The 18,083-nt window shown below is 74.8% G+C and carries 16 protein-coding genes; 6 read left to right on the forward strand and 10 right to left on the reverse strand.

The genetic code is table 11. The features are described 5' to 3' along the window. Positions 1-20: 20 nt before the first annotated feature. Genes AC1UE5_RS02635 through AC1UE5_RS02645 form a run of 3 tightly spaced genes read left to right on the forward strand, consistent with a single transcriptional unit; the run spans position 21 to position 3,707 of the window. Complete coding sequence (locus AC1UE5_RS02635; protein ID WP_482920509.1) at positions 21-1,184, forward strand: hypothetical protein; 1,164 nt, start codon at positions 21-23, stop codon at positions 1,182-1,184. 46 nt (positions 1,185-1,230) lie between these two features. Then, positions 1,231-2,145, forward strand: a complete 915-nt coding sequence (locus tag AC1UE5_RS02640; protein ID WP_482920510.1) for a hypothetical protein — start codon at positions 1,231-1,233, stop codon at positions 2,143-2,145. Between the two features lie 26 nt (positions 2,146-2,171). Then, positions 2,172-3,707: an acyl-CoA carboxylase subunit beta gene (locus tag AC1UE5_RS02645; protein ID WP_482920511.1), complete on the forward strand. Its 1,536-nt coding sequence runs from the start codon at positions 2,172-2,174 to the stop codon at positions 3,705-3,707. A gap of 28 nt (positions 3,708-3,735) precedes the next feature. Here AC1UE5_RS02645 and AC1UE5_RS02650 read toward each other — a convergent pair whose 3' ends face one another. The 6 genes from AC1UE5_RS02650 to AC1UE5_RS02675 all read right to left on the reverse strand — a co-directional run bounded on the left by AC1UE5_RS02650 (position 3,736) and on the right by AC1UE5_RS02675 (position 8,995). Next, on the reverse strand, positions 3,736-4,977 hold the full coding sequence (locus AC1UE5_RS02650; RefSeq protein WP_482920512.1) for an Ig-like domain-containing protein: 1,242 nt from the start codon (positions 4,975-4,977) through the stop codon (positions 3,736-3,738). A 114-nt stretch (positions 4,978-5,091) separates the two neighbouring features. Next, the gene (locus tag AC1UE5_RS02655; RefSeq protein WP_482920513.1) at positions 5,092-6,144 is read right to left on the reverse strand and encodes an ATP-binding protein; all 1,053 of its coding nucleotides are present in this window, start codon (positions 6,142-6,144) and stop codon (positions 5,092-5,094) included. A gap of 41 nt (positions 6,145-6,185) precedes the next feature. Next, positions 6,186-6,500 (reverse strand): hypothetical protein, encoded by a 315-nt coding sequence (locus AC1UE5_RS02660; RefSeq protein ID WP_482920514.1) that lies wholly within the window; start codon positions 6,498-6,500, stop codon positions 6,186-6,188. A gap of 51 nt (positions 6,501-6,551) precedes the next feature. Continuing rightward, positions 6,552-6,830: a hypothetical protein gene (locus AC1UE5_RS02665; protein WP_482920515.1), complete on the reverse strand. Its 279-nt coding sequence runs from the start codon at positions 6,828-6,830 to the stop codon at positions 6,552-6,554. Between the two features lie 78 nt (positions 6,831-6,908). Beyond that, positions 6,909-7,220, reverse strand: a complete 312-nt coding sequence (locus AC1UE5_RS02670; RefSeq protein WP_482920516.1) for a hypothetical protein — start codon at positions 7,218-7,220, stop codon at positions 6,909-6,911. Positions 7,221-7,294: 74 nt separating this feature from the next. Continuing rightward, positions 7,295-8,995, reverse strand: a complete 1,701-nt coding sequence (locus AC1UE5_RS02675; RefSeq protein WP_482920517.1) for a DNA polymerase III subunit gamma/tau domain-containing protein — start codon at positions 8,993-8,995, stop codon at positions 7,295-7,297. A 95-nt stretch (positions 8,996-9,090) separates the two neighbouring features. On the opposite strand from AC1UE5_RS02675, the gene AC1UE5_RS02680 reads away from it, so the two are divergent. Continuing rightward, a complete protein-coding gene (locus AC1UE5_RS02680; RefSeq protein ID WP_482920518.1) occupies positions 9,091-11,022 on the forward strand; it encodes an acetoacetate--CoA ligase in 1,932 nt (643 codons plus the stop codon). On the opposite strand, the gene AC1UE5_RS02685 is transcribed toward AC1UE5_RS02680, so the two are convergent. From AC1UE5_RS02685 to AC1UE5_RS02700, 4 genes are all read right to left on the reverse strand, one after another. Then, positions 11,006-11,719, reverse strand: a complete 714-nt coding sequence (locus AC1UE5_RS02685) for a hypothetical protein (protein WP_482920519.1) — start codon at positions 11,717-11,719, stop codon at positions 11,006-11,008. The genes AC1UE5_RS02680 and AC1UE5_RS02685 overlap by 17 nt on opposite strands. After that, positions 11,719-13,059: a DUF1501 domain-containing protein gene (locus tag AC1UE5_RS02690; protein ID WP_482920520.1), complete on the reverse strand. Its 1,341-nt coding sequence runs from the start codon at positions 13,057-13,059 to the stop codon at positions 11,719-11,721. The genes AC1UE5_RS02685 and AC1UE5_RS02690 overlap by 1 nt, the downstream gene beginning before the upstream one ends. Further along, positions 13,056-14,720, reverse strand: coding sequence for a DUF1800 domain-containing protein (locus AC1UE5_RS02695; protein WP_482920521.1), 1,665 nt, complete (start codon positions 14,718-14,720; stop codon positions 13,056-13,058). Before AC1UE5_RS02695 ends, AC1UE5_RS02690 begins: the two co-directional genes overlap by 4 nt. A gap of 113 nt (positions 14,721-14,833) precedes the next feature. Next, entirely contained in the window at positions 14,834-15,835 is a 1,002-nt protein-coding gene (locus AC1UE5_RS02700) for a hypothetical protein (RefSeq protein ID WP_482920522.1), read from the reverse strand. A gap of 45 nt (positions 15,836-15,880) precedes the next feature. Here AC1UE5_RS02700 and AC1UE5_RS02705 point away from each other — a divergent pair, with 45 nt between their 5' ends. After that, positions 15,881-17,266: an amidase gene (locus tag AC1UE5_RS02705; protein WP_482920523.1), complete on the forward strand. Its 1,386-nt coding sequence runs from the start codon at positions 15,881-15,883 to the stop codon at positions 17,264-17,266. Beyond that, on the forward strand, positions 17,263-18,048 hold the full coding sequence (locus tag AC1UE5_RS02710) for an inositol monophosphatase family protein (RefSeq protein WP_482920524.1): 786 nt from the start codon (positions 17,263-17,265) through the stop codon (positions 18,046-18,048). Before AC1UE5_RS02705 ends, AC1UE5_RS02710 begins: the two co-directional genes overlap by 4 nt. The last annotated feature ends 35 nt before the right edge of the window (positions 18,049-18,083 follow it).

Raw genomic sequence — 18,083 nt, forward strand, 5'->3', positions numbered from 1 at the left:
GTGCCGAGAAGGATCGGCACATGCCCCTCCGGAGAACCCTGACGGCCGCCGCAGCCGCAGCCGCCGCCGCGTGCGCGACCGCCGGCGCACCCGCCGCGCACGCCACCCCGATCACCGAGACCACGTACGCCGTCACGGCCGAGGTCAAGCTCACCTACGGCCACTCGTCGCTGCGCGTGTCCGGCCCCGGCACGAGCAGCGAGCGCATCACGGACGCCACCGTGACGATGAAGACCACGATCGACGACGTGCTCTTCCGCAACGGCAAACTGCGCAACCCGGGCCAGTGGGGCCTCGGCGACGCGACGACGACCGGCAGCGGCAAGCGGGTCGAGAAGTGGCTCGACGAGCGCAACGACCCGCAGACCCGGACGTACACCTGCACACCGATCCCCGAGTCCTCGCTCGGCCGCGCGATCATCGACGACAACCCCGACATGCTCGAGCCGCTCGGGCCGGGGGAGCGGCTGACCATGCGCCTGGCGGAGGGCCTGCGGCTGGACATGCCCTGCCCGGGGACCGACCCGATCGGCCTGATGCTCGACGGCTCCGAGCCGTTCGGCCAGGGCCTGCTCGACACCGACTTCGACCTGCCCGGCGAGGCGATCGGGATGGGGACGATCATCCAGCTCGTCCACTCGACGCCCGCCCAGGAGGCCAAGGAGCGCTGCCCGGGCCTCGACGACAGCACGACGCGGTGCACGCTCTCCTGGGAGGGCACGATCCGGTTCGACCGCACCGCGCAGCACACGTTCGACGACGGCACCGCGCCGCCCGTCCAGCCGCCGGTGCCGCCGCTGCGCCCGGACGAGCTCGCGCCGCTCGTCCCGCCGACGGATGACAGCGACCTGCTCGCGCCGCTCGTCCCGGCCAAGACCGCGTCGCTGAAGGGCAGCACGCTGCGGTTCCGCGCGGGCTGCGCGGCCGGGTGCAGCGGGACGCTGTCCGTGGCGAGCGGGAGCGCGAAGGCCTCCGGCCATGTCGCGAAGGCGTCCAAGCCCGTCGTCGTGAAGTTCACCGTCAAGCCGGGGAAGACCGCCCGCACGATCAGCGTGAAGCTGCCCGCGAAGGTGCGCGCGGCGCTCCGCAAGGCCAAGCGGCCCGCGGTGAAGGTGACGCTCAAGCCGAAGGGCCGGGGCGCCAAGGCCGTCACCAAGACGCTGACGGTCAAGCGCGCGAAGTAGGAGCGAGCCGGCGCGCGACGGACGCTGCGCGTGTAGCGTCCGCCGCGTGCCTGCCGCCGACGACCGCCTCCTCTCCCTCGCCGCCCTGCTTGCCGCAGGCGCCGTCCTCGTCGCATGCCTGCGCATGGGGGACGCCTGGAGCGAGGCGGCGCTGCTCGTCGTCTCCGGTACGGCCGCCGTCGTGCTGCTGGGCGCGGCGCTGCGCGCGGGGGCCGACGGCGAGGCGGGTGGGCCGTCGGCGCGCACCTCGGTCCTGCTGCTCGCCGGGCTGGCCGTGTGGTTCCTCGCGGCGTACTCCCTGCTCGCGGTCCTCGCGCCGAAGGACCCGTTCACCGGCGAGCGCTCGATCATCGCGATCTTCGGCCTGGTGACGCTCGCCGCCGCGGCCGGCGCCTGGCGCACGGGCTCCGCGGCGGCGCTGCTGATCGCGGCGCTCGGGTTCGGCGGCGGCGCGGTCGCGGTGCTCGCGTGGCTCGCCTCGCCCGACGACGCCGACGCCTACTCCGCGGTGCTGGTGGGGCTCGCGCTCCTGTTCGCGGTCGCCGCGAGCCGTGTCCGCACCCGGCCGCGCCACCGTGACGTGCTCGTCGACGCCGCCGGCGTCTCCCTCGCGGCGATCGGGTACGCGGGCGGCGCCCTCTACACCCTCTACGGCTACAACACCGAGCTCGCGTGGGGGTGGGAGGCGGTCCTCCTGGCCGGCGGCCTCGGTCTCGCCGTCTACGCCGCGCACACCCGTGCGCCCGGCCCGGCCCTGGTGTCCGTCCTGGTGCTGGCCCTGTTCGTCAGCTCCGCGATGCTCGTGAGCGATCCCGGCACGGACACGTCCATCGACGACGGCTACATCGTCGTCGACGGCGAGGCCGCCGGGGACGCGACGCTGCTCGGGTGGCCGCTCGCGCTGGCCGTCCTCGCCCTCGTCGCGGCCGTCGCCGCGATCGCCCGTGGGCGCCGCACGTAGCGACCGTCGCTAGAGTCGCGCTGCGTATGGCAGAGACGGTCGGGTCGGATCTGCGCGACGCCATCGAGCGCGCGCGACTCGGCGGCCCTGAGCGCCACCGCGCGAAGGCCGCCGAGCAGGGCAAGCTCCCCGTGCGTGAGCGCATCGCGCTGCTGGTCGACGAGGGCTCGTTCCTCGAGGACGCGCAGCTGGCGAACTGGGAGCAGGACGGGCTGGGCGCAGACGGCGTGGTCACCGGGGTGGCGCACGTCGCGGGCCGCCCGATCGCCGTGATGGCCAACGACCCCACGGTGAAGGCCGGCTCCTGGGGGCCCAAGACGGTCGAGAAGATCATCCGCATCCAGGAGCGCGCGCTGTCCACGCGCATCCCGATGGTCTACCTCGTCGACTCCGCGGGCGCGCGGATCACCGAGCAGGTCCAGATGTTCCCCGGCCGCCGCGGCGCCGGGAAGATCTTCCACACCGAGGTCAAGCTGAGCGGCCTGGTCCCGCAGATCTGCGTGCTGTTCGGGCCGAGCGCCGCCGGCGGCGCGTACATCCCCGCGTTCTGCGACGTCGTGATCATGCGCGACCGCAACGCGTCGATGTACCTCGGCTCGCCGCGGATGGCCGAGATGGTCATCGGCGAGAAGGTGACGCTGGAGGAGATGGGCGGCGCCCGCATGCACACGGGCGTGAGCGGGTGCGGCACGCAGCTCGTCAAGACCGACGAGGAGGGCATCGCGCTGGCGCGCCGCTGGCTCTCCTACTTCCCGACGAACTGCTTCGAGGAGCCGCCGGTGGCCGCGCCCGCGCCGCCGGCCTCCGACACGCCGATCCGCGACCTGATCCCCGCGGACGAGAACAAGCCGTTCGACATCAAGCTGCTGATCGACAGCCTCGTCGACGCGGACTCGTTCCTCGAGGTCCATCCGCGCTGGGCGAAGGAGCTCGTCGTCGGGTTCGCGCGCCTGGACGGCAAGGCGGTCGGCATCGTCGCCAACCAGCCCAAGCAGAAGGGCGGCGTGCTGTTCGTCGACTCCGCCGACAAGGCCGCGCACTTCATCTGGCTGTGCAACGCGTTCGGGCTGCCGCTGCTCTTCCTCGCCGACGTGCCGGGCTTCATGATCGGCACCGCGGTGGAGCGCCAGGGGATCATCCGCCACGGCGCGAAGATGATCGCGGCCGTGTCCGAGGCGACCGTGCCGAAGCTCTCCGTCATCGTGCGGAAGGCCTACGGGGCTGGGCTCTACGCGATGGCCGGGCCGGCGTTCGACCCCGACGCGTGCATCGCGCTGCCGTCCGCCTCGATCGCGGTCATGGGCCCGCAGGCCGCCGTCAACGCGGTCTTCTACAACCAGATCCAGGCGATCGAGGACCCCGACGCTCGCGCGGCGAAGGTCGAGGAGCTGCGGGCCGAGTACGCGGCCGACATCGACATCCTGCACCTGGCGTCCGAGCTCGTCGTCGACGCCGTGATCCAGCCTGAGGACCTGCGCGAGGACCTCATCCGCCGGTTCGCGGTCGCCGCCGGCAAGTCACGCGACTGGCCGGCGAAGGTCAACCCGGTCCACCCGGTCTGACCCACGCCGGCCGTCCACGCGGCGGCCGTCAGAGCCGCCGCACCACCTGGAGCGTCTGCTCGTACGGCGTGCCGGGCCCGTCCGCCGTGGCCGCGACGAACGCGAAGTCGTCGGGCCCGACGTAGCCGCGGTCCGGCACGTAGATCGGCGGCCAGCTCGGGTGGGCGATGATCACCGTGCCGTGCTTGGGTGCCCGGGCGAGGGAGTACAGGACCGGCCCGTCGTCGGACGTGCAGTGCGGGTCGATCACGCGCGGACGGTTGCGGAGCACGCGCAGGTCCGGCGTCGGCGCGCAGTCCGGCGGCGGGGCGCCGTTGTCGGTGACCGTGACGTCGATCGTGCGCGGCTCGGAGGTCGCGCGCCCGTCGCTGGCGGTGTAGGTGAACCGGTCGGGGCCCTCGTAGCCGCGGGCCGCGCGGTACTCGAGCACCGGCCGCCCGTCGACCTGGATGCCGCGCGCCGTCCCGTGCTCCGGCGGGGTGGGGAAGGCGAACGTGTACGGGTCGCCCTCCGGGTCCTCGCAGAGGAAGCCGACCGTCGTCGGCCAGCCCGCGCTGGCCCAGATCGGCAGGTCGAAGCACGTGGGGGCGGTGTTCACGTCGTCGGTGACGATCTCGACCGGGATCACCGGGACCGGCACCTCGGTACGGCCGTCGCTCGCCAGCAGGTCGATCGCGTCGCTGCCGGTGTACAGCGGGCCGGTCGTGTACCTCAGCACCGTGGTGTCCGGTGCGGCGTCCGGCGGGTGCGTCAGCGCGACCGTCCCGTGCACCGGCCCGCCGCCGGGCGCGAGGCGCACCGTCACCGGATCGCCGTCACGGTCGAAGCAGGTGACCGCCCGCTCGCTCGTGCGGTTCGGCCGCGTGCGGATCGGGTGCGTGTCGTAGCAGAGCGGCGCATGGTTGCTGGCCGGGTCGATGACGATCGTCGCCTCGGCCGGCGCGCCGGAGCCGCTCGGGCTGGTGGCCCGGTAGGCGAACGTGTCCGTGCCGACGAACCCCGGCTCGGGGGTGTACCGCAGGAGCGAGCCCTCCTCGCCGTACGGCTGCTCGACCGTGCCGTGCTCGGCCGGGCGGACGAGCTGGTAGGTGACCGGGCCGTCGGGCGACGACTGCGAGCACGAGCCGTACAGGTCCAGCGGCTGGTCGCCCCGGGTCTGGACCTCGATGGGCTCGCAGCGCGGCGGCTCGGCGTGCGCCGTCGCCGCGGGCAGCCCAACCCCCGACACGGCAGCGAGCAGCGCGATGGACAGCAGACGGTGACCTCTCACGGCGCCTCCCCAGGCGTGTGGCAGGGCTCCAGGTCGCCCCGCGTGTGTGGGCATCGCACCGGTTTCCGGCGTAGTTGTCCATCGGCCATCCGTCCACGGCCGGCCGCCGCCCGGTCAGCGCGGGTCGCGCGGCGGGTCGGCCAGCTCCGCGAGGATCTCGGTGACCTGCTGCTGCGCCAGCCGCTCCAGCTCCGCCCCGCGCGACAGGGCGTCGTAGGCGTCCGTGGTCCGGCCGGCCTCCCGCAGGCAGGTGGCGACCGCCTCGAGGATCATGGCGCTCGCCTGGGGGACCCGGTCGCCGAGCCGCGCGACCGCGCGCTCCCCCGACTCGTGCGCCTGGTCGGTATGGCCGAGCGCGAGCAGCGCCTGGACCTGCAGCCGGGTCGCGACCCCGAACAGGTAGGGGTGCGGCTCGCCGTGGGCGGCCTCCAACAGCTCCAGCGCGCGCTCGGCGTCGAGCAGCGCGTCGCCGGGCCGGTCGGTGCGCAGCCGCAGCTCCGAGCGCGTGCAGTGCAGGACCCCAAGCGCGAACGCGTTGTGCGGGGCGAGCTCCTCGGCGATGGCCATCCCCTGGTCGAGCTCGACCTCCGCGTCGTCGGACTCGCCGTTGACCATCAGCCAGTGCGCGATGTCGTTGCGGGAGATCGCGATCTGCCAGTGGTCGCCCGCGGCGATCGAGAGGCGGAGCAGCTCGTACAGCTCGGCCACGAACCCCGGCGCCTCCAGGTTGCCGAGCACCAGGCACGCGCCGCGGCGGGCGAAGATGCGCATCTCGCGGGTGGCGAGCCGCTCGCCGAGGTCGATCGTCAGCCATGCCTGGCGCAGCGCGTCGTTGTGGGCGCCGGCGAAGAAGCTGACCTGCGACTTGAGCGCAGCGACCTCGAGCCGGGCCGCGTCGCTGTCCGCGCGCTCGGCCAGGCGCTCGGCGTCGTGCGCGTGGCGGAAGGCGTCGCGCAGGTCGCCGCGGTTGAGCGCGATGAGCCCGTGGACGACGTGCGCGCGGGCGCCGAGGTGGTCGTCGCCGAGCGTGCCGGCGGCTGCCTGGGCCTGCGTCGCGAGCGCTGCGGCGTGGGAGGGGACCTCCCAGTGGTCGTGTCGCGCCTCGTCGAGCGCCGCGGCAGCGCGGACGGCGTCCCAGCCGGTCGTCTCGTCGGTCAGCGTGCCCATCGGAGGTCCTATCGACCCGGGAGCTTCGCAGGTTGAACGGCCTACGTGGGACGGACGCGCCGACGCGCGCGGCGGTGGTCGAGGAACGTGCCGGCAAGGACGAGCAGGCTGACCGCGAGGGCGATGACGAGCATCTGCGGCGTCACCCAGTTCGGCAGGCCGTCGGCGCGCCACTCGGCGTCGGGCTGGCCGCCGCAGTCCATCCAGCCGGAGGCGCCGGTCTCGGGGCACGCGACGGTCCACTCGGTGCCCAGGCCGACGACGGCCGTGCCCACCAGGAGCGCCGCGACGCACGCGATCGTGAACCGGACGCTCGCGCCCGGAACGGTCCCGGGGTCGTCCTCCGCAGGGGGCATGCCCTGGAGGTTCCCCCGTGCACGTCACGGCGGTGTGGAGATCCTGTGGACCTAGCCGCGGGCCGGCGGGTGCTCGCCGACGAAGCTCGCGACGACGAACGCGACCTGCCCGGCCGGGATCGTCAGCCGCACGCTCCACGCGCCGCCCAGCTCCTGCCGGAACGAGAACGGGAGCCCCGCGGTGCTCAGCGTCTCCTCGTGCCGCGTCGCCAGCTCGTACCCGCTCGCCCCCTCGTACGTCACGTCGACGCCGAACCGCTCGTCGTCGAGCGGCCAGATCGTGACGCGATCGGGCTTGTGGGCCAGAGGTGCGAGCGACGTGGTCGGCACGGGCGGACGTTGTAGCACGCCTTGCGCAAAGCGGCACGCGGTGCATGTCGGTTCCCGACGGACGTTCGACGCGGCGGCTTACACGAGCGCGGTCACGCCCCAGCCTGCCCAGACCAGGCCGAGAACGGCGAAGACGGCGAAGGTGAAGAGGCGCATGCCGAGCGTGCGGGGGTCGCCGGAGGGCCAGCGCAGCCAGGCCGGGAAGGCGCGGAGGGTGCGGGTCCACGGGTCGTCGAGGTCGTAGAGGATGCGCAGGCCGGCAAGGATCCACAGCGGCCCGCAGGCGATCGTCAGCGCGCCCGCCGGCTCGGAGACCTCCCGTCCGAGCGCGCCGGCGACCGCGAAGACCCAGCCGGTGACGAAGTAGGCGAGCGACGGGAGCGTCCACACGCCCCCGTCCCTACCCGGTCAGACGTCCCGGACGAAGGCCGGTTCGACGAGGTGCGCGCCGTGCCGGTCGCGCATCAGCGGATCGTGAACGTCTTGGTGGCCGTCGCGGTGCCGGCGGCGAGCGTGACGCGGTAGCTGCCGCGCGTGCGCAGGGCGGTGCGGGGGAGCGTGACCGCGACGCGGCCAGTGACGCGGCGGACGAGGGTGCGGGTCGTCTTCCACCTGCGGCCCGTGCGGCGCTGCACGCGGATCGTGACGCGCGCGGTCGCGCTGGTGGTGAACGTCAGCCGGGCGGCCTGGTTCGCGCGCGGGGTCTTCGGGGTGAGCGCGAGGCGCGTGAAGCGGAGCGTCGGCGCGGGCCGGCCGCCGCCGTCGTCGCTGCGGGGCGTCGTGGGCGTCGGCGTGCTCGGAGCCGGCGTACCGGGCGCCGGCGTCCCGGGCGTGCCGGGGTCCTGCGGGCCGTCCGGCTCCTCCGGCTGGCCGGGGCGGATGTCGTACGTCGCGCTCTCCAGCGCGCCCCCGCGCCGCCAGACCGCCACGCCGTTCCCCGCCGCGTCGACCGCGACCTGCGGCGCGTCGGCGCCCGTCGCCGAGATCGCCTTCGGCCCCGCCCAGCCACCGGCCGAGCGGTCGCCCGCGATCGTCCCGTCGGCGCGCTGCCACACCGCGACCGGACGGCCGGCCGGGTCGAGCGCGACATCGGGACGCGCGTACCGATCGGCGAGCGGCGCGGTCTCGAGCGCGTGCGGCGCGCCCCAGCTCCCACCGCTGCCGGCGCGCACCGCGATCTCGGGCACCGCGCGCGCGTCGTCCTCCAGCGACGGCCGCGTCCAGATCGCCGCCGCGTCGCCGCTCCCCGCCACGCTCAGCGACGGCACCGGCACGCTGCCGCCGGTCACCGACGTCGGCCCGGCGCTCACGCCGACCTCGCCGAACCCGCTCCCGTCGACGCTGCGGCCGGCCGTGACGAGCGGGTGGCCGGTCGAGCTCCCCGTGTCGTCCCACGCGGTCCGCGCCGTCCACAGCGCTGTGACCGCGCCGGTGTCGTCGGCGGCCGCGAAGACCGGCACCGGGCCCATGCTGTCGAGCGCGACCGGGGCGCCCCACGACGCCACCGACCACGCGCCGCCGGCGGGCTTGGAGGCCGAGCGCTGGCGCGGGTCGATCCCGTTCTTGGCGCTCCACACCAGCGTCAGGCGGCCGTCGGGCGACGCGGCGATCGCGGTGAAGCCCGGCTCGTTCTCGGTGAAGGTCTGCACGCCGGCCGGCCACGTCGCCTGCGCGGCGGTCCGCTCCGCCACCTGCACGATCGATCCCCGCACCCACGCCACGGCCACGCGCCCGTCCGCCCCGACGGTGGCGCTCACATCGCCCGGATCGGCCCCGGAGATGGGCGCCGGCGTGTCGAACGCGGCGCCCGCCGCGGAACGCACCGACGCCTCGAGCACCCCGCCGCGCACCCACGTGACGACCGCGCGGCCGCCGGCCCCGACGGCGAGCACGGGATCGCTCTGCGCGCCGCTGGCGGACACCGCCTGCGCGGGCGCGAAGGTGCCGTCGGCCGCGCGGTCGCTCACGTGGACGACCCCGCCCGAGCGCCACGCCACCGTCACCGCACCCGCCGGCGCGGCCGCGACCTGCGGCGCCCCGGCACCCGTCGCCGCCGGCCCGGGCAGGGGCACGGCGGTCGTCCACCCGGCGGCGTGCGCCGACGTGGCGGGCAGGAGGATCGTGAAGGCGGCGGCGGCATGGAGCATCCGGGTGGAGCGGGGCATGGCCGCCACCTTCGCCGCCGCGCGCCGGGAGCACATCGGGGGAACCCCGGAAGCTGCAGCCCCGACGCGCCGCGCCTCCGCTAGCGTCCGCGGCAATGCGAGGAGACCTGCTGTGGGAGCCGCCCGCGTCGCTGGTCGAGGGGTCGAACCTCACGGCGTTCATGCGCGCGATCGGCAAGGGCGACGCGACGTACGACGAGCTGTGGCGGTGGTCGGTCGACCACCTCGACGAGTTCTGGGCGTCGATCTGGGAGCACTTCGGCGTCGAAGGCGGCTACGACAGGGTGCTGGCGGACCGGAGCATGCCCGGCGCGCAGTGGTTCCCGGGGGCGCGCGTCAACTACGCGGGCCACCTGCTCACGCGTGACAAGCCCGGCGATCGGGTCGCGATCGTCCACCGCAGCGAGGTCCGCACCGAGACGCACGAGATCACCTGGGACCACCTGCGGCGCGGCGTGGAGGCGTGCGCGACCGGGCTGCGCAGGCTCGGCGTCGAGCCAGGCGACCGCGTCGTCGCCTACCTGCCGAACATCCCCGAGGCGATCGTCGCGTTCCTGGCCACCGCGTCGCTCGGCGCGGTGTGGTCGTCGTGCTCGCCGGACTTCGGGCCGCGCAGCGTCGTCGACCGGTTCGCGCAGATCGAACCGAAGGTGCTCATCGCCGTCGACGGCTACCGCTACGGCGGCAAGGACTTCGACCGGCGCGAGACCGTCGCCGGGCTGCGCGCGGAGATGCAGACGCTGGAGCACACGGTCCTCGTCCCGTACCTCGGCAGCGGCGAGCTCGACGGCACGATCGCGTGGGAGGACCTCCTGCGCGAGCGCGAGCCGCTGCAGGTCGAGGACGTCCCGTTCGACCACCCGCTGTGGGTGCTCTACAGCTCCGGCACGACCGGCCTGCCGAAGGCGATCGTCCACGGCCACGGCGGGATGCTGCTCGAGCACCTCAAGAAGCTCCACCTCCACCTCGACGCCCGCCAGGGCGACCGCGTCTTCTGGTTCACCACGACCGGCTGGATGATGTGGAACTTCCTCGCCGGCGTGCTGCTCACCGACGCGACGATCGTGCTCTACGACGGCAACCCCGCGGGCGAGGTGCTGTGGGAGTACGCGGCCGAGGTCGGCATCACGACGTTCGGCACCAGCGCGGCCTACATCGCGGCGTGCATGAAGCAGGGCGTCGAGCCGCAGGGCGGCGGGCGGGACCTGTCGCGGCTGCGCGCGGTCGGCTCGACCGGCTCGCCGCTGGCGCCAGAGGGCTTCCGCTGGATCTACGACCACGTCGGCGCCGACACCTGGCTGTTCAGCACCAGCGGCGGCACCGACGTCTGCACCGCGTTCGTCGGCGGCGTCCCGACGCTCCCCGTCTACGAAGGGGAACTTCAGGCCCGCGCGCTCGGCTGCAAGGTCGAGGCGTGGGACGAGGCGGGGCACCCGGTCGTCGGCGAGGTCGGCGAGCTCGTGCTGACCGAGCCGCTGCCGAGCATGCCCATCTTCTTCTGGGGCGACGAGGACGGGACGAAGCTGCGAGAGGCGTACTTCGACCACTACCCGGGCGTCTGGCGGCACGGCGACTGGGTCGAGATCACCCCGCGCGGGACCGCCGTCATCAGCGGCCGCAGCGACTCCACGATCAACCGCGGCGGCGTCCGGATGGGCACCGCGGAGATTTACCGTGCGGTGCTCGCGCTGGACGAGATCACCGACGCGCTCGTCGTCGACCTGGGCGATTACATGCCGCTGTTCGTGGTGCTGCGGGAGGGCGCGCGGCTGGACGAGGCGCTGGAGCGCGCGATCGCGCGGCGGATCCGCGAGGACTGCTCGCCGCGCCACGTGCCCAACGAGGTGCGGCAGATCGCCGAGGTGCCGCGGACGCTGTCCGGCAAGGTGCTCGAGGTGCCGGTCAAGCGCATCCTGTCCGGCGTGCCGGTGGAGAAGGCGGCGTCGCGCGACTCGCTCGCCAACCCGCGCGCGCTGGACCCGTTCGTGGCGCTCGCGGCGGAGGGCGCGTTCAGGACGCCGGCGTGACCGTGAGGTCCCGGGTCATGACCTCGTGACCCGGGATCGCGCAGTAGAGCTGCCACCGGCCCGCGGTGAGGTCGACCGTGCCGTCCTCCTGCCCGGGCGTGTCGCCGGTGTCGATCGCCTTCGGCGCGACGAGGTCGACGACCTCGCGCGCGGGCGCGGCGGGGGCGAGGCCGCGGGCGTAGAGGTTGTGGTGCGCCTGGTCGGTGTTGAGGTAGCGGACGATCACGCGGCCCGCGCGGATGCACTCGCGGGAGAGGTCGAGCCGGAAGCCGAGCGTCGTGTCCTCGCGGGCGAACGCGCCGAGCCACATCGAGTCGTCCTCGCACACGGGCGTGGCGGGCGGCTCGGCGGTGGGGGTGGAGGGCGTGGTGGGCGTCCCGGCGGCGGGAGCGGCGGGCGTGCCGGCGGCGGGCGCGGGGGTGGGGAACCAGGGCCGCGGCACGTTGGCGGGCGCGGTCGTCGCGGGCGCGGAGGTGCGCGGCTTCGAGGACGTCGTCTTCTTCTTCGACTTCGTCACGCGACAGACGCGCTTCTTCACGGCTTTGCGGTGCTTGGTCTTCTTCTTGACGACCTTCGTCACGCAGCTGCGCTTGTTCTGCGGAGACTTCGCGGAGCCCGCGGCGTGCGCGGACGTGACGGGTGCGGCCGCCGCAAGGAGCAGCGCGACCGCGGCGAGGAGCGCGAGGACGCGGCGCATCACGCCTTCACCACCGCGTAGCGCGCGACCTTCGCGGCGTCGGGGAGCACGTCGGCCGCCGCGGCACCGCCGAGGAAGCCCTCGATCAGCGACGCGTAGACGCCGCGGAAGTCGGAGGTGGCGAGCAGGTTGCCCTGCTTGTCGAGCGTCGTCAGGCCGGGGAACTCGCCGACCATCTTCCCGCTCGCGCGCGTCCCGATCAGGAAGGCCGTGCCGGCGGCGCCGTGGTCGGTGCCCGCCGAGCCGTTCTCCTGGGGCCGGCGCCCGAACTCCGACCACAGGTGCACGAGCACCCGGTCGGCGATCCCGCGCGCCTCGATGTCGTTCTGGAACGCGACGATCGCGGCGACCGTCGCGGCGAGGTTCGTGTTGAGCGCGCGCGCCTGGTCGGAGTGCGTGTCGTAGCCGCCCTGGCCGTTGAGTGTCACCGCGCGGATCGGCAGGCCGGCGGCGAGCATCTGCGCGAGCCCGCGCAGGCGCGTCGCGACGCCGTTGTTCGCGGGGTAGCCCGTGCCGAGCCCGTCGGCGGTCAGGGACGACAGCTGCGAGCGCAGGATCGCGGCGTTCGACTGCGCCTGGCGCGCCTGGCCGGTGATGGGGTCGGCGGACGGCAGCGTCCCGAGCTTCCCGAACGACTCGAGCAGCGCGGACTTCGCGTGCGCGCTCCACACGCCGGGCGAGTCGAAGCGGTAGTCGGTCGGCGACGACGTGGCCGCGACCGCGACGCGCGACGTGGCCAGCGCCGGGGAGAGCGCGGCGTCGAGCGACAGCCCCTGGATGGCGTTGTTGGGGTCGCCGACGACGTCCAGCCAGCGGCCGAGCCAGCCGGTCCGCGCGTTGGCGTCCAGGCCGCCGGTCTCCCAGAAGTGGCGCGACGTGAAGTGGGACTGGTTCGGGCTCGCGTACCCGACCGCCGGCATGACCGTGACCTTGCCCGCGGCGTGGAGGTCGGCGAGACCCTGGGCGGCGGGCGCCCACAGCAGGCGCGAGTCCTCGGAGAACGGGGTCCCCGAGGTGACCCGCAGCGTCGGACGCAGCTGCAGGTACTTGGGATCCTCGTGCGGGGCGAGGATCGACAGCGCGTCGGCGCCGCCGCTGAGGAAGATCGAGACGAGCACCGTGTCCGGCTGGCCGCTGGCGGCCATCGCGATCGACTCCTCGAACGCGCCCGGCAGCACGCGGCCGGCGCCGTAGACGCTCAGCGCGAGGCCGGCGGACTTGAGCAGGAACGAGCGGCGCGACAGGCCGGTGCCGGCGGGGATCGGCATGCCCGGCTCGATGGCGGGCAGGCCGCCGTTGGCACGGGCGTAGTCGGCGCAGTGACGGTGGTCGTGGCTCACGAGAGGTACGCGTCGGGGCAGGTGGCGATGAGGTGGCGCAGGCCGTTCTGGCGCTCGGCGCGGATCTGGCTCTTCTGCCACTCCGGCACCACGGCGGGGACCGCGGCGGCGGCGTAGCGGGCGAGCTCGGCCCGCGTCTCCTCGGAGATCGTCGGGTTGCCCCAGAACTGAAGGGCCGCGGTCAGCGCCTCCTCCGGCGTCTCGGTCTTCGAGTACGGCTGCGACGGGTTGACGTACTGCGGGTTGAGAACCTCGTACGCGATGCCCCAGCGGCCCTTGATCGTGGCGGTGTCGAGCCAGCCCTGGTCGTTCCACCCGCTGACGTTCGGCGGGTAGAAGAGCTGCTGGCCGCACTGCTGGCCGCGCCACGCCCACGCGTCGGTCTCGATCGTGCGGCCGCGGGCGCGCAGGAGCGACGCCGTCCACACGACCGGCGGCTGCACCATCGGCGCGCCGGCGGCGTAGAAGTCGGGGTGCAGGAGGATCGCCTCCACGACGGGGCGGATCTCGAAGCCCGTGTTCCAGTAGAGGCCCTCGAGCGCGGCCTGCGTCTCCGGGCTGGGGTCGGTCGGGATGAAGTACGACCACAGCTTGCGGACGAAGAACGAGCGGTGGAACGGGTGGTTCAGGCAGAGCTTGACCGCGTCCTCCCAGCCGAAGTTGCCGCTGCGCGCGTGCGGCGTGCCGGCCCAGAGGCTCTTGACGCCGGTGTCCTGGCGCTTGGGGTCGAAGCGGAAGTTCTTGAAGCCGGTGCCGTCGACCCAGTCGGCGCGCCAGCCGGTCAGCGCGCGGGCCAGCTCGCGGACGTCGTCCTCCGTGTACGCCCCGCGGTCGGCGCCGAGCGTGAAGAGCTCCATCAGCTCGCGGGCGTAGTTCTCGTTCGGCCGCCCCTTCACGTTGTCGATGCCGTTGAGGAAGATCAGCATCGCCGGGTCGGTCGTGAGCTTCAGCGTCAGGTCCTGGAAGTTCCCGAGAGCGGCAGAACGGAGCGTTTCGTTCTGCCCGATCATGAGCCGCTGGTTGCCGACGTCGCTGTTGGAGGTCGCGAACCAGTCGTGCCACACCAGCGTCATGCGCTCGACGAGCGGGTGCTCGGAGCGGGCCATCCGGTCCAGCCACCACAGGTGGTCGTGGCCCCAGACGTTGTTGCGGTCGATCGGGTTGCCCTTCTGGTCGCGCGGCTCGGCGCCGGTGAGCGGGGCGGGGCCCGAGACCCGCGTGAGCGCCGCCACCGCGGTGCGCGCGTCGACGCCGGTGAGCGCCTCGACCTGGCCCGGGCGCGGGCCGAACCCTGCCCGGGTGAGCAGCCGCTCGGCGTCGCGGGCCGACAGCGTGCCGTGCACGGGCGTCGGCGGGGCGGGGAGCGGCTGGCGCGGCTCCTCCTGCGGGGCGCTGGGTGCGGCGGGCGCTGCCGGTGGGGCTGGGGCGGGCGCGGCCACGGCGGGGGCCGGTGCGAACTTCGCCGCGGGCGGCGCCGCGGCGGACGGCTTGGGGAGCTTCGACGCGGGCTTCTTCGCCGCGGTCGTCTTCCGCTTGGCCTTCGCGGGCGTGCAGACGCGCTTCTTCTTCCGCGTCTTCTTGTCGCGGACGACCTTGCACGTCTTCTTGGCCGCGGGCTTCTTCTTCGCCGCCGCCTTCTTCTTGCGCTTGAGGAGCCCCACCCCAGTCACTGATCGGGGCGCGACCCTAGGAGGTTGAGGGATCTCGTACGCCCGTCCAGAGCCACTCTGCACGGGTTCCGCGACGTTATCTGGAACGAAGGCGTACCGAGACGTCAGACGCGCCGGTCGAGCCCGCGGACCAGCGCCGCGGGATCGCCGCCGCTCACGGCGATCACGGCGCCGCGGGTGCGCGCCGCGGCCAGGGGCGCAGGCCCGGACGCCGGCGCGTAGCCGGCCTCCTCGGCGGCGGCGACGAGGTCGGGGTGGGCGCGCCGCACACCCGCCCGGGGCCACGCGAGCGCCTCCGCCGCGCCGTCCTCGTCCGGCCCGCCCGGCTCCAGCCACACCAGCGCGGCCCCGCGGGCAACCCGCGGCAGTGCCACCGCCCGCGCGTCCGCCGCGCCCACGAGCAGGAGGTCCACGTCCACCCGACGCGGCGGCCGCGCGTCGAGCTGGGCGAGCGCGTCGAGCGCGGCCGCGACGGCGGAGGGCGCGCCGGGGTCGGGCTTGGCCAGCGCCAGCTCCAGCAGCGACGCGGCGGCAAGCAGGCACGCGACGGTGGGGAGGAGCTGCACGGCGCCGAGCCACGTCGCCTCCACACCACCCACACGCGCGCCCGCGCACGCCGTGAGCACGACGAGCGACGAGGCGACCACGCCCGGCGTCCCCGCGCCGAGCCGGAAGAGCAGCCCGGCCGGGGTCGCGCGGGGCGTGTCGGCCGCGACCGCGAGGACGACGCGCACGCGACCGTCGGCGGCCGGCGGCGCACCGCGGTCGGCCGGCTCCAGGCCGGGTGCCGGGCTCCACACGTTCTGCGTCGCCCGCCGCGGCCACGGCCACGAGACCGCGGGGAGGCCGCTCCCCAGCTCCACCAGCGCGGCCGCAGCGACCACGCCGAGCACGGCCAGCGCGACCTCCGGCGCCGCGGTCGCCGCAACGCTCCCACCGACCGCCACCAGCGCGACGACGAGCCACACCCACGGCCACTGCGGCCGCACCCACACGGCGTCGATCCGCGTGCGCCGGTGGCGCCGCCGCAGCTCCCGCGCGACCGTGCGCGACGCACGCCGCTCCGCGTCCGAGCACGCGGGACGAGGCGAGTCCGGTTCCGTCATCGCGCCCCAGCCTTGCGGATTGGCGCAGGCAATAGCCTGCAGGCCGTGCCCGACGCCCCTGACGAGCTGGCCTTCGCCGGCGTCGCGCGCAGCCTCGAGCTGCTGCGCGCCGGCGACGTCTCCCCGCGCGAGCTCACCGAGCTCGCGCTGCGCCGCATCGAGCGGCTCGACCCGCAGCTGAACGCCTTCCGCACCGTGCTCGCCGAGCGCGCGCTCGTGGAGGCCGACCAGGCCGGCGCCCGCCTGCGCGCCGGGGACGACCGCCCGCTGCTGGGTCTCCCGATCGCGGTCAAGGACGACGTGTACGTCGCCGGCACGCCGCTCACCGTCGGCTCCAACGCCCACGCGGCCACGCCCGCCACGGCCGACTCCGAGATCGTCCGCCGCCTGCGCAGCGCGGGCGCGGTCGTCGTCGGCATCACGAACGTCCCCGAGCTGACGCTGTGGCCGTTCACCGAGACCCCGACCAACGGCTTCACCCGCAACCCGTGGGACGTGCAGCGCACGCCGGGCGGGTCGAGTGGCGGCTCGGCGGCGGCGGTCGCGGCGGGCCTCGTCCCGGCCGCCACGGCGTCGGACGGCGGCGGCTCGATCCGCATCCCCGCCGCGTGCTGCGGGCTCGTCGGCCTCAAGCCGGCGCACGACCGGATCTCCTACGCGCCGAAGGTCGACCCGTGGAACGGGCTGTCGACGCTGGGCTTCCTCGCGCGCACGACGCTCGACAGCGCGCTGATGTATGACGCGGTCGTCGGCGAGCGGTGGGCGGACGCGGCCACGCGCGAGCCCGGGCGGCTGCGCGTGGCGCTCTCGTACAAGGTCCCGCCGGGCGTGGTCGCGAAGGTCGACCCCGAGGTCCGCGCGGCGGTCGAGGACGTCGCGGCGCTGCTCCGCTCCCTCGGCCACGAGGTCATCGACCGCGACCCCGACTACGGCCCGCTGGCCAGCGCCGGGTTCAGCGCGCGGTTCCTGACGGGCGCGATGCAGGACGTCGACGCGCTCGCGCATCCCGAGCGGCTGGAGCCGCGCACGAGGCAGGTCGCGGCGCTCGGCCGGCTCGTGGGGGAGCGCGGCCTGGCGTGGGCGCGCGGGCGGCAGGCGGCGGACGCCGCGCGGGTCGGCGCGATCTTCGACGACGTCGACGTCGTCCTGCAGCCCGGGCTGGCGACCCTGCCGCCGGCCGTCGGGACGTGGACGAGCGCGGGCGCGCTGCGGACGCTGCTCGGCGTCACGCGGTTCATGCCGTTCTCGCCGGTCTGGAACCACACCGGCCACCCGGCGGCGACGTTCCCGGCGGGCGTCACGGCCGGCGGCGTCCCGCTGAGCGCGCAGGTCGCCGCGGCGCCGCACCGCGAGGACCTGCTCCTGTCGCTGCTCGGCCAGCTCGAGCGCGAGCGGCCCTGGGCGGAGCGCACGCCGGAGGTCGCAGCGTGAGCGCCCCGGCCGAGCTGCTTCCCGTCGCGGTCGACGCCGCGCGCCTGGCGGGGGAGCTGCTGCGCGAGCGGTTCCTCGCGGGCGCCGAGTCGGAGATCCACGCCAAGTCCAGTGCGACCGACCTCGCGTCCGCCGCCGACCTCGCCGCCGAGGAGGCGATCCGCGCGCTGCTGGCCGAGCGCCGCCCCGACGACGCGCTGCTCGCCGAGGAGGGCGGGGGCGATCAGGTGCTCGAGCCGGGGCGCGTGCGGTGGATCGTCGACCCCCTCGACGGCACGATCAACTTCCTCTTCCGCATCCCGCAGTGGTGCGTGTCGATCGCGTGCGAGGACGAGCGCGGGACGCTCGCCGCGGCGGTCTACGACCCGATGCGCGAGGAGCTGTTCACCGCGACGCACGGCGGGCCGGCGCTGCTGAACGGCGACGAGCTGCGCGCGCCGGCCGAGCCGCGGACGCTCGACCACGCCCTCATCGCCACCGGCTTCGCGTACGACGCGGCGCTGCGGGCGCGGCAGGCGGAGGTCGTCGCGCAGATCATCCCGCGGGCGCGCGACGTGCGCCGGATGGGCAGCGCGGCGCTCGACCTCGTCTGGCTGGCCGCCGGCCGGTACGACGCGTACTACGAGCGCAACGTGCAGCTGTGGGACGTCGCGGCGGGCCGGCTGATCGCGGAGCGCGCCGGCCTGGAGACCCGCGAGCTGGAGCCGGCGGACGGCCTTCCGTGGGGCGTCATGGCGGGCCCGCGCCCACTTCTGGACGCCTTGACCGGGTTCCGCCCCTAGCCGCTCAAGGGCCGCCCCGGACGACCGACATCCGG

It is taken from the genome of Parviterribacter multiflagellatus (assembly GCF_056863265.1).